The organism is Chryseobacterium sp. MMO-72 (assembly GCF_037146035.1).
Lineage (GTDB): Bacteria > Bacteroidota > Bacteroidia > Flavobacteriales > Weeksellaceae > Chryseobacterium > Chryseobacterium indicum.
In genome coordinates this window covers 187,410-199,572 of sequence record NZ_JBBCWG010000007.1, presented here as the reverse complement: position 1 = coordinate 199,572, position 12,163 = coordinate 187,410, and the positions used below count along the sequence as shown (strand labels likewise).

Sequence of the window (12,163 nt, the reverse complement as noted above, 5' to 3'; positions counted from 1 at the left end):
TAACAACGACAGAATAAGATTAAATCTAAAAGGAAAGAGCCCGGTACAATACCGAACTCTTTTCTATCGAAATATTGTGTAATTTTGTCTAAACTTTTGGGTGCAGTCTACAATCGGGAATTTTTTATTTCGCAACTTGTAGTATATATTCGGCAGCTTTTTTCTGGAGATCTTTTTTCGAAATCTTATCGTTTTCAAACTCCAGCGAAGTGAACAGATCCTTTTCTCTTGCCAGCAATGCGCAACCATTGTATTTTTTGCCTGAGGATTTGTAGGTATAGCTTATGAATTTAGAATCCGGCTCGTCCATCATAATATCCACATTTTCTATTCCTTTCTTCTTTTTTATTGCCTTCAAATTTTCTACCATATCCTCTTTTGAGATGTAACTGTGCATGAAAAGAGTAGTGTTGTCCGGAAACTTGATCGCAATCTTCAGAGAATCGTCATAGTTTTTCTGAACAAAACTGCCGGCTTCAACATTGATCTTAGAGTTAACAGTAATCGGAACTAGGGTATCTTTCTGTACTTTTCTAACGCTCATCGCTTCTTTTTGAGAGCTATTCATTTTGCTGATGCTGTCATAATCTTCATACAGAAGATCATTAGAAAGGCTTTTGTCTCTTACGGATCTGTAACCTGCAGCATTATAGCTGTTCTGTTCGTATAAAGCATTAGCATTTCGGAAAGTATTATCGTAATCTGATGATCTTGAAGATTTACTGCAGGTAATGGCAAGTCTTATGACGGCAATTAAACAGACAGCCACACTTAAAACGGTTTTCCAAACCGGTCGGTTATCCATTATTTGATGTCTGCTTTAGTGATTGTAATTTCTTTTAACGTTTTACCATTGTTATCGGTGTAACGGTATTTCAGATTTTTTACGCCTAAAGCGCCTGTCTTTGAGAAAATCTGCTGAACCTGTGGTGATCTCAGCATTTCATCTTTCAGGATCTGTTCAGATCCTTCAATGGCAAGCATTTCTTTAATCTCGGTAGGAACCTGTGCTGTGTAGACAATATTATTTTCTTCGTCTGCTTTAATGCTCATGATTTTAATTCCGGTTGCTTTGTCTTCGGAAGGAAGATTTTTATTGAAAACTTCCAGTACCGTATTAAGTTCGGAAGATCCGGAATTTCCGTCTGCAATAGATTGGATATCCTTCGAGATATCTCCTTTAATGGTTTTACTGTCTATGACCTCATCTGCAATAACTCTTGCTCCGGCTCCGTAAATTTTGATGTTGAATTTTACGCCTTTATCAAGCAGTTCTTTTCCTTCGGGCTGACTTTTAATCACCTGTCCTAAAAGTTCGGGAAGGGAAGACTTTATAAGTTCTGTCTGCATTTCGTCTTCTCCGTTACTTGCCGTATTTACTTCTATCGTGATTTCGTCTTTTCCGGAATTGGTGGCTTTTGTAGATTTTATCATATAACTGTTCATCATGGAGGATGATCTGTTATACATATTTACAAAGTCATTGATTTTGTCATTTTTAGATTGACAGGCTGTCAGTACTATTGCTGTGAAACAGGCAATAAATAAGTGCTTCATGATTATTTTTTCGGCAAGATAATAAAAAAACAGAAACCCAAAAGCTTCTGTTTCTATTTTGCAGATAATTATTTTGAAATTAGGGCTTAATTTAAAAGATTAAATCTGAACTTAACAGCAAAATTATCTTTAAATTCTGAGGTCTGATAATATCCTAAACGGTAAGAAAATCCTACCCCAAAATTTCTTCCCAAGAAACGGTTCCAGATAACTCCGGCTTCCTGATAATAATGATCCAGCACCTGAAACTGAAACTGATGATCCTGCCTGTTTTTCATGTTTCCGATCGCCGCCTGATATTCGAGTTCGATACTGGAATATCTTGATCCGAAAGTTTTAAACCTGAAAGGAAGAGACTGGGATACTTTGAAGGCTGCAAATTTATCGGTAAAGAAAATTCCGGAAGGCATGGTTGCAAATCCTAAATTGGAAGGTGTGGTAATGCTCGAAGTCCAGTTGTCTCTGTTCACATCGGTTTGTCCTGCAATTTCAAAGTTTTTCCAGATGGGTGCATTGCCTGAGGAAAATCCTCCGAAAAGTTTAACGTTTGTGTATCCTAATTTTGATCTGAACTGATGAATAATTAATGCATCCACTCTGTGATAATCCAGATCTCCTCCTAAAGTTTTAAATCCTTTTTCATAATTCATGAAGATTTGCGGATATCCTTTTTCATAAGTGAATTTTCCGCTTGGTGTCATGATGTTTTTATCATTTGGTGAGAATTTTAAGGATAAAGTAGCGCTTGTATTGTCGAAACTGTTGCCCAGATTTTTGTACTGATAATCAAAAAGAGCCTGTTGTTTCTCTTTATTCACCGCAATTTTCACACTTAAAGAATTCGAAATATCATAAAGGAAAGAAGCTCCCCATTTCTGGTTTTTGTAGAAAGTTGAGTTGTGAAGATCCAGATTGATATCTGAAAATTTCATCATCATGTCCCACATATGGTTGCTGAATCTTCCGGCTGCGAATACATCATCCACATAATCGATCCTGAAAATGGAAGTTCTTTTATCTGATAATTTCACATCAAGACCTAAACCGTATTTCCAGGTATGGTCTTTAAATCCGTACCCGAAATAGCCATCCGGAGAAAATGTTTTGTTGAATTTTTCATTCAGCTTGATTCCTGCTCCCAGACGAAGACCTTGGTATTTATCGTAACTGAAGAACTTTGTAAGATCGAAATCGATGAATTTATACCGCAGATTTCCTCTTAAAAGCTGCGTTAATGTATTCAGCTTTTTTTCAAAATCATGTTTTTCTACAAAATTGTCGATTTTTGTATAGGTAGCACTTTCTCTTGCCGTAAGACTATCGGTTCTGTACTGGGAAAGAAGACTTCCGTCCGAGTTTTTCATTTCAAGAGAGTAGCCTTTGAAGTCGGATGCTTTTTGTTCCTTATTGATTTCAAAACCGAAGAAACGGTTTTTCACATACAGGTAATTTCCGAAATTCTTTTTGTTGTACTTTGTCTTTTCTCCGGGTTTCAGACTATCTTTTTTCGAAGTCTCAAAACTCTGGCTTCCCATTTTTACTTTGATGTTTTCATAGTCTAAAAACCACTTTCCATCGATAGGCTTCCAGACAGAAACAATATCTCCTTCATTCTGCTTTTTACTCTGGCTTTCAAATTTTTTCAAAGCATAGGTTTCAGAATCAATATAGATTTTTCCGTTGAATTTTCTCGGATTCTGCTTCTTTTTATCGGTAATTTCCTTGAATTTAATCACAAAAGTTTTTCTTCCCTCAAGCTGTAAAGTATCAGAAAGATAAAAATTAAATAATTTTCTGTTCTCCGGTCTGAGCTGTCTTGGCGTTCTGTCAAGATTAGAAATATTAATGGCTAAAGCTTCGTAAATCGGATTTTTGAACCCCGACATTCTGTTATCAATGATATTGGTTTTTTCACCGAAACTTCTGGAATATTTGTATTCTGTTGCTTTTTCCCAAAGAAACAGCTGGCTTTCGGTGGTCGCCTCAATAAGATCTTCTCCGATCAAAGAATCTTTTTTCTCTTTTTCCGTTTGTTTAAGATCTTTCTTGTCAACTTTAGAAAGTGAATCTTTTCGTACCGCCAAAAAGTTTTTATACGTATCCACAGAATCTTTATCTACATCAATAGAAAACTTGGAATACGATTTGAAATTGTAGGAATCCAATGATTTGGGTGAATTTTCCTTGGCTCTTTTGTTCACTTCATCCAAAATTCTCAAAGCTCTCGGATCACTTTTATCCTGAATAACGATTTTATCAATATTGCCCATTTTTTCAGACAAAGGCTGCATAGAAACTTCCATAGACGATTTTACATCCGCCATCACATCCTGAAAATTGCTGGCAAGAATTTCTACCTTTTTACATTTTGTTTTGAAGGATAGATTGCCGTTGAAATCGGTTTTCCCAAGAAGTGCATCGTCACAGTAAACTGCTGCATTGTGAACAGGCTTTTTGTCTGCTTTACTGATAACTTTAAGTTGATTCTGCGCGAAAAACACTACCGAAACAAACAAAAACAGGGAAGATAGATATTTTGTCATTAGTCTTTTTTATAGATAAGACAAAACTAAAAATAAGAAGGTTACAAAACGGTACGAAAAAATATAATCTTTTGTTAAAATAAAAAAGACATTTCTAATCGGCAAAATTAAGGCTGTCTCAAAATTAGGACAGCCTCTTATATTATCTTGTTTCAGTAATGATAAATAGAAATCACGTTTAAGCTTTACTTCCGCCTCCTCGTGCTGCCAAAGCAACGATAAGAATTAATATGAGTGCTCCTGCAACCCAAACAATCGGGTTAGACATCCAGTCAGCCGAGCTGTCTCCTTTGTTTACGTTAACATCAACTTTCAGATCGGATGCTTTTTCCTGTGCATTTGCCCAAAGTACGGAAAAACTAGTCATTAATGTAAGTACAGCAATCTGAATTTTTGAAATAAAATGTGTTGGTTTCATAATGTAAATTTTTTTGTAGTTTATATTAATATGTGTAAGTGTGTTATTTTTAATAATAATCGGTTTTCTGTGTGATTTTTTCTGAAATGTAATGATAATGCATTGTATTTAATTTTATATCTCATTCAAAATTATATTTCAGATAAAATTAAGTCTGTCTTTTATTGTCTTATCATGAATCGTTCCAAAATGGAATAAAAAAATATCCTGAAAAATTTTTCAGGATATTTTTGGGAATTCGGCGGCTTTGCCGCCGAATTCAAAACCATATTTTAATTAAAGCGCTAAAGCCTTTTGATATGCATTTTCAAGACCTTCAAGATTTTTTCCTCCTGCTGTTGCAAAACCTGGATTTCCACCGCCTCCGCCTTGGATTTCTTTCGCTAAATCTTTTACGATAGCTCCTGCCTGATAATTTGCAGCCAGATCATCTGAAACACCCACCGTAATCATTGGTTTTCCGTCCGCATCAGAAAGAATTACCGTTACGGAAGTCGGGATTTCTCTCTTCAACTGGAATACGATATCTTTTACAGAACCTGCATCAAGAGACGTTTTCTTTACCAAAAGCTGTTTGTTTCCTTTTTGTTCGTAAGCATTTTTCCAGTCGCCGATTTCTCCTTTTGCTTTTTCTTTTTTGAAAGCTTCCACTTCCGACTTTAAAGAAGCATTTTCTTCCATCAGCTTTTCAATCGAACGGATAATGTCTTTGGATTTTAACAACTGAGAAAGTTCAGCAACCTGTTTTTCAAGGTTTTTGAAATATTTTTCAGATTCGTCTCCGGAGATCGCTTCAATTCTTCTGATTCCTGCTGCTGCAGAACTTTCGGAAAGAATTTTAAAATGACCGATTTCGCTGGTGTTTTTTACGTGAGTTCCTCCACAAAGTTCTTTCGAGCTTCCAAACTGGATCATTCTTACACTGTCTCCGTATTTTTCGCCAAACAAAGCCATTGCACCTTTGTCTAAAGCCTCCTGAATCGGGATGCTTCTGAACTCCTGCAACGCAATACTTTCTTTGATTTTAGCATTCACTTTATTTTCAACCAAAGTCAGTTCTTCTTCCGTCATTTTGTTGAAGTGGGAGAAGTCGAAACGCAGATAATCCGGACCTACGTAAGAACCTTTCTGTTCCACGTGCGTTCCAAGAACTTCTCTTAGCGCTTCATGCAGTAAGTGCGTTACCGAGTGGTTTGCCCGAGAATTTTTTCTTTCCGCTGCATTTACTTTAGCATAGAAAATTGCTTCTGCATCTTTAGGAAGACCGTTAATTAACGAAATAATCAGTCCGTTTTCTTTTTTTGTTTCCAGAACCTCAAAACTTTCCGTGGCGTTTTCAAGAAGACCTTTATCTCCAACCTGTCCGCCGCCATCCGGATAGAAAGGCGTTTCGCTTAAAACTACCTGATAAAATTCTCCGTCTTTATTTTCTATTTTTCGGTATCTTGTAATGTAGGTTTCAGATTCTAATTGGTCGTAACCTACAAAATTTTCTGCTTTTTCCTCAAGAATTACCCAGTCGTGGACTTTTTGTTCAGCGCCGCCTCTTGAACGATCCTGTTGCTCTTTTTTTCTCGCTTCAAAACCTGCTTCATCAATCGTTAAGCCTTTTTCTTCAGCAATAATTCTCGTCAAATCATCCGGAAAACCGTAAGTGTCATATAATTCAAAAACTTCATTGCTTGGAAGTACCTTCAAATTGCTTTCAATGGTCTGCTGAATTAATTTTTCAACTCTTATCAGTCCGTTTTCAATGGTTCTTAAGAAAGATTCCTCCTCGCTTTTGATTACTTCTGTAACCAAAGTTCCCTGTTTTTCAAGTTCAGGGAAGAATTTACCCATTTGTTCCTGAAGAACGGCAACCAATTTATAAAGGAAAGGTTCTTTCATGTCTAAGAATCTGTAAGAGTAGGAAACTCCTCTTCTTAAAATTCTTCGGATAACGTAACCTGCACCTCCGCTTGAAGGCAATTGTCCGTCCGCAATGGCAAAAGAAACCGCTCTGATATGGTCTACCACAACACGAATCGCAATATCCTTTTCGTCTTTTAAAATTCCGGTATATTTTTTTCCTGAAAGTTCCTCCACTTTAGCAATCAAAGGGGTGAAAACATCCGTGTCATAATTGGAGGATTTTCCCTGAAGCGCCATACAAAGACGTTCGAAGCCCATTCCGGTATCAACATGTTGTGCAGGAAGTTTTTCCAAAGAACCATCAGCTTTTCTGTTGAATTCCATAAAAACGAGATTCCAGACTTCCACCACTTGAGGATGGTCATTGTTTACAAGATCAAGTCCCGAAACTTTAGCTTTTTCTTCTTCGCTTCTTAAATCAACGTGGATTTCAGAACACGGTCCGCAAGGTCCGCTTGCGCCCATTTCCCAGAAATTATCCTTCTTGTTTCCGTTGATGATTCTGTCTTCAGAAATATGGGATTTCCAGAAGTCGTAAGCATCCTGATCTCTTTCCAGATTTTCGGAAGCATCTCCTTCGAAAATGGTTACGTAAAGATTTTCTTTAGGAATTCCGTACACTTCTGTCAACAATTCCCAGGCAAAAGCAATAGCATCTTTTTTAAAATAATCACCAAAAGACCAGTTCCCCAACATTTCAAACATGGTGTGGTGATAGGTATCTCTACCTACATCATCCAGATCATTGTGCTTTCCGGAAACTCTTAAACATTTCTGGGTATCGGCAATTCTTGGGGCTTTAGGCTCTTTATAACCTAAAAAATAATCTTTAAACTGCGTCATTCCCGAGTTGGAAAACATAAGGGTAGGATCGTCTTTCAGCACAATAGGAGCCGAAGGAACGATAAGGTGTTCTTTACTTTTAAAATAATCTAAAAATTTTTGACGAATCTCTTGTGATGTCATAATACTATATATTGCTTTGCTTTTTACAATTTTGATAAGATGCAAATTTAATGTTTTTGAGTGATTTAGTTTTAAATATTTGATACTTTTGCTAAGATTTGTATAATAATCTGAAACATTTTCAGGAGCTTTTTCCCGCTTTCCATTGCAATTCCTCATTGCGCGGCTCCGCTTCGCTCCACCGCTTCACTGCGGGATTTTCATTGCAATCGGGGCTAAATTACGGTCATAATTTTCACCATTTATCATAATAAACCATCATTTGTCATGCTGAAAGCATTTAAATTGCGCAACACAAGATATAATTTTATCAGAATCGTGTTATTGGTGTTAGGATTTGTGGCATTTGTGTTTGATATTATTGCTTAGATGCTTTCAGCATGACGAATACAACGTTCAGATAAGTTTGATGAAAACTTTGCAGTTTATCAATTAACTTTCTATATTCGTTTTAATATTAGAAAAACCTAAAGATTTAAAATCTAAGGGAATAAGATAATATTCGATATGACAAAAAATGAAACCATTAAGAACTGGATCGATCAGTATTCCGGGCAGTTGCTGAGAAGAGCTGTTTATCTGCTGTCGGATAGAGTAGAGGCGGAAGACATTGTTCAGGAAGTTTTTATCTCGGCTTTTTCGTCATATGAATCTTTTGAAGGGAAAAGTCAGCCTTTAACGTGGTTAATGACAATTCTAAACCGAAAGGTTGCCGATTTTTACCGCAAAAAATACAAATCGGAACCGCAGATAAGTCTGGATCATTTTTTTGATGAAACCGGATCATGGAAAAATGACGATGTGCTTAATGACTGGAATGCAGAAAATAAAGAAACAGAACTTTTAGACGATACAGATTTTAATATAACGTTGGAAGATTGTCTGGAAGAATTGCCGATTCGGTGGAAACTTCCCATGAAAATGTATTATCTTCAAGAAAAAAAAGCACCTGAAGTAAGTCAGGAACTCAATATTTCTACGACTAATCTCTGGAAGATTCTGCAGAGAAGCAGAATGCAACTGAGAGAATGTCTGGAATTTAACTGGTTTACCAAGTCTTAAAATGATTTTAAAATGTTAAAAAAACTAATCCATATCCTATTTTTACCATGCAGCCAGGCAACCATGCTCATGGAAAAAAGAAACGCAGGTACAATTTCTTCAAAAGAGAATCGAAAACTTTCCATGCATCTGAAAATCTGTAAATGGTGCAGAGCGTATAAAGAAAAGCTGGAAATTTTAGATGAAATTTTAAAAAGAAAACTTCTCAACGAACAGAAAGATAAAATTAATGATTCTGAAATTCAGGATTTTAAAGAAAAAATGGTTAAAAATTTAGACCTTTAATAAAATTTTTGTCAGGATTTTGAAAACGTTCCGACTATACTTTTGAAAATAACAAAGTATTAACTCAAAATCTTAAAAAATGAACGGAACTGCACTTAAAATCGATAACAGAAACCTTGCCGGAAAAGCAGGGTATTACCTCTCACTTTTCGGAGCTGCCATTATTCTGCTGTGGATCGGAATCTTCAAATTTACACCCACAGAAGCGAACGCGATAAAACCTTTGGTGGAAAACCATTTCCTTACTTTTTTCGTATATGATATTGTAAGCATTCAGGCAGTGTCTGATACTATCGGAGTGATAGAAATTATCATTGCATTACTTTTAATTTTTAGTGTGAAATTTGCATCACTCAGAAAGTACGCCGCCATCGGAATGATCGTTACCTTCCTTACTACTTTGAGCTATTTGTTTACAACTCCGGGAGTTTGGAAAGTGGTCGATGGAATTCCGGTTACAGACTTTTTCATTCTGAAGGATCTGATGCTTTTAGGATTTGGTTTAATGATTTTAAATGTGAAAAAATGAATAATAAAATAAAAATGAAAAACATACTAATTTTACTCAGTGTAGTACTGGGAGTAGCAGTTTTTGCGACAAGCTGTGGAGATGCCAGACAAAAATCCACAGAAAATAAAAAAGAAAATGAGACCATTATGGACAACAAAAATGTAAAAGAAGTTTATTTTGCGGGAGGATGTTTTTGGGGAACCGAACACTTTTTTCAGCAAATTCGAGGAGTGGTAGGAACAGAAGTAGGCTATGCCAACGGAAATAAAAAGAATCCTACATATGAAGAAGTAGTAAGTCATACCACAGGTTTTGCCGAAACCGTAAAAGTGAAATACGATCCTGAAGTTGTAGATTTAAAACTATTAATTGATCTGTATTTTAAAACCATAGATCCGACAAGCATTGACAAACAGGGAAATGACAGAGGAAATCAATACAGAACGGGAATTTATTCCACAGACAAAGAAACAGAAGCGATCATAAAAGCTGAAGTGGCAAAACTGGCTAAAAATTACAGCAAACCAGTCGTGGTGGAAACCATTCCTTTAAAGAATTTCTATAAAGCGGAAGATTATCATCAGGATTATCTGGATAAAAATCCGGGAGGTTACTGCCACATCGAACCGGGATTGTTTGAAATGGCAAGAAACGCCAATCCGCCCAAAAAAGAAACAAAAGGAAGTAACGAAACCAAATATCAGAAGCAGGATAAAAAGGTTTTAAAAGAAAAACTGACTGCCGAACAGTATAACGTAACTCAGGAAAACGGTACAGAAAGAGCTTTCCAGAACGAATACTGGGATGAAACCAGAGAAGGAATTTATGTAGATATTACCACAGGAGAACCTTTGTTTATCTCCACCGATAAATTTGAATCCGGTTGTGGATGGCCAAGTTTTTCTAAGCCGATTACCAAAAAATTAATCGAAGAGAAGTTAGACCGTTCTCACGGAATGACGAGAGTGGAGGTGAGAAGTAAAACAGGAGATGCGCATTTGGGACACGTTTTCAATGACGGACCTGCAGATAAAGGTGGACTTCGTTACTGCATCAATTCAGCTTCCCTGAAGTTTATTCCAAAAGCGGAAATGCAGGAAAAAGGTTACGGAGAATATATTTCTCTACTCGATAAAGATAAAAAGTAAGTGTTAAGTGAAGAGGTGATTGAAGGGGCTGCCGAAAGGCAGCCTTTTTTATGTTTATACTTTAAATTTAGTACTCGGTCATTCAGAAAGGAGCGGAACGAAGTGGAGCGCAGTGAAGAATCTATTGGAGTTTTAGCTGAAGTCTTTCTTTAATGCTTAACATGGAAAAATTTAAAAATAGTAAAAATCCAAATATAATATAATAAGCGCCTTTTGGAAGTTGAGATCCATTTTCAAAAAGTTTCAGATAATATTGTCGGTTAATAAAATCGCAAATTCCATTACTGAAAGTCGGTTCATAATAATCACGGATCACGTCATTACACAAAAGGCAACCCATTTCTTCAGTTTTTTCTGCTTTCGGATCAATGTAATTTACAGTCGCGAATAAATGTCCGGTTTTTTCCAGATCCAGTACATAAGTTTCCTGTTTTGCAATAGCCATATCATTTAATAAAGAAACAAAATCACCGTATGTGTTATTTTCATCCAGAATAAACTCTACTCCTGTTTCTTTTTGATTTCTTTTCTGAAGAGCTTTCATTTCCGAAACATAGAATTTAGAATTTTCTTTAGCTGTATTAGGATTAACTTTTATCTGTTTATAGTCCCAGTTTCTTAAAGGTTCAAAAGTAAAATTAATGCTGCTTTTGTCTTGTGTCAGTTTGGCTGGAAGTCCAAAATCAACTACATTATAAACTGTTTTATCAATATATGGATGAATGTAATACCAGAATAAAACAGGAATCAGCAAAGCACTGATCAGTCCCGGAAAATAATAGATCTTTTTCATGGTTATAATTTAATTTCATCTGAATGAAAATTTTAAGCCAAAAAAACAAAAAAGTGATCCGTAAAAACGAACCACTTAAAAAAATAATCTGAATATATTGTGTTGAATGTTTCAAATCAATTACCAGTCCTTCTTTCTGAGAATCCAGTACGACCCGAAAATAAAAATGGCACACCAAACCAGACACGCAACTAAGCTTTCGGTAGGATAGTGGAATTCATATTTTCCGCCAAAGATTTGTGCCGCTTTTAAACGCATCATCGGATTGGGAATAAGGCTCGACATACTTTCCAGCGGAAAAAGATGACTGATGAAGAAATCGTCTTTCATAATCTTTAATCGTTCCGCTTCCTGTGTACCTCTTACCTTTGAGAAAACTTCTATGGTAGATAAAATACTTTCTGCAACCCATAAAACAAAGAATGCAAGAAAAACAAACACTGATTTTCTCAATAAAATCGAAAGAAACATCAGGAAACAGAAAAACGTAAACAGCTTTACAAAGTAGTTGCCAATAAAGAAAACCTCTTCAAAAACTTTCCCAGATTCTGTTGTATCAGAATATTGATACCCTAAAAACATGGTAATCGCAAAAACGATAATTGTAGAAATAATTGTGAAAATGCTTATCGTTAACAATTTAGAGCTGATGAATTCCTTTCTGCTTAAACCGTCAATCGTGTTCTGCTTAAACATACGGTTGCTGAATTCCTGCGAAATCGAAAAAACAATGATTAATCCTAAGAAAATCTTCAGCAAAGCAACAATCCATGTTGTAAAATTCCAGATTCCCGGAAAATTATAAATTCCCTGTTCCTTTAAATTGATTGTTCCTCCGAAAGCATCAAAATCCACCAGTCCGACGAAAAGCAAAGCAATAAGAATCGCAAAATATAAGATCGTAAAAACCTTGAATGGTCTGTAATTCAGGTTTTTGTAATATTCTAGTTTTAGTAATTTCAGCAT

At 35.9% G+C, this 12,163-nt stretch carries 12 protein-coding genes; 5 read left to right on the top strand and 7 right to left on the bottom strand.

Going from position 1 to position 12,163, the window contains the following annotated elements; translation table 11 throughout:
* Positions 1–82: IS3 family transposase (locus WFH39_RS21220; protein ID WP_442891700.1), on the top strand; the 82-nt coding region annotated here is incomplete at its 5' end.
* A gap of 42 nt (positions 83–124) precedes the next feature.
* Here WFH39_RS21220 and WFH39_RS11985 read toward each other — a convergent pair.
* The 5 genes from WFH39_RS11985 to alaS all read right to left on the bottom strand — a co-directional run bounded on the left by WFH39_RS11985 (position 125) and on the right by alaS (position 7,398).
* Entirely contained in the window at positions 125–805 is a 681-nt protein-coding gene (locus WFH39_RS11985; protein WP_336690072.1) for a hypothetical protein, read from the bottom strand.
* Positions 805–1,557 (bottom strand): hypothetical protein, encoded by a 753-nt coding sequence (locus WFH39_RS11980; RefSeq protein WP_336690071.1) that lies wholly within the window; start codon positions 1,555–1,557, stop codon positions 805–807. Before WFH39_RS11980 ends, WFH39_RS11985 begins: the two co-directional genes overlap by 1 nt.
* An 86-nt stretch (positions 1,558–1,643) precedes the next feature.
* Positions 1,644–4,100 (bottom strand): DUF5686 family protein, encoded by a 2,457-nt coding sequence (locus WFH39_RS11975; protein WP_336690070.1) that lies wholly within the window; start codon positions 4,098–4,100, stop codon positions 1,644–1,646.
* A 178-nt stretch (positions 4,101–4,278) separates the two neighbouring features.
* Positions 4,279–4,518 (bottom strand): hypothetical protein, encoded by a 240-nt coding sequence (locus WFH39_RS11970; protein WP_336690069.1) that lies wholly within the window; start codon positions 4,516–4,518, stop codon positions 4,279–4,281.
* Between the two features lie 276 nt (positions 4,519–4,794).
* Positions 4,795–7,398 carry an alanine--tRNA ligase gene (gene alaS / locus WFH39_RS11965; protein ID WP_336690068.1) on the bottom strand — a complete coding sequence of 868 codons (2,604 nt, stop codon included), beginning with the start codon at positions 7,396–7,398 and terminating at the stop codon, positions 4,795–4,797.
* A gap of 507 nt (positions 7,399–7,905) precedes the next feature.
* Here alaS and WFH39_RS11960 point away from each other — a divergent pair.
* The 4 genes from WFH39_RS11960 to msrB all read left to right on the top strand — a co-directional run bounded on the left by WFH39_RS11960 (position 7,906) and on the right by msrB (position 10,404).
* Positions 7,906–8,460, top strand: coding sequence for an RNA polymerase sigma factor (locus WFH39_RS11960; RefSeq protein WP_336690067.1), 555 nt, complete (start codon positions 7,906–7,908; stop codon positions 8,458–8,460).
* A gap of 12 nt (positions 8,461–8,472) precedes the next feature.
* The gene (locus tag WFH39_RS11955; protein WP_235131329.1) at positions 8,473–8,745 is read left to right on the top strand and encodes a hypothetical protein; all 273 of its coding nucleotides are present in this window, start codon (positions 8,473–8,475) and stop codon (positions 8,743–8,745) included.
* 79 nt (positions 8,746–8,824) lie between these two features.
* Complete coding sequence (locus tag WFH39_RS11950) at positions 8,825–9,274, top strand: DUF417 family protein (RefSeq protein WP_336690066.1); 450 nt, start codon at positions 8,825–8,827, stop codon at positions 9,272–9,274.
* Between the two features lie 14 nt (positions 9,275–9,288).
* A complete protein-coding gene (gene msrB / locus WFH39_RS11945) occupies positions 9,289–10,404 on the top strand; it encodes a peptide-methionine (R)-S-oxide reductase MsrB (RefSeq protein ID WP_336690065.1) in 1,116 nt (371 codons plus the stop codon).
* Between the two features lie 121 nt (positions 10,405–10,525).
* On the opposite strand, the gene WFH39_RS11940 is transcribed toward msrB, so the two are convergent.
* Entirely contained in the window at positions 10,526–11,197 is a 672-nt protein-coding gene (locus WFH39_RS11940) for a hypothetical protein (protein ID WP_336690064.1), read from the bottom strand.
* Between the two features lie 120 nt (positions 11,198–11,317).
* Positions 11,318–12,163 (bottom strand): ABC transporter permease, encoded by an 846-nt coding sequence (locus tag WFH39_RS11935; RefSeq protein ID WP_336690063.1) that lies wholly within the window; start codon positions 12,161–12,163, stop codon positions 11,318–11,320.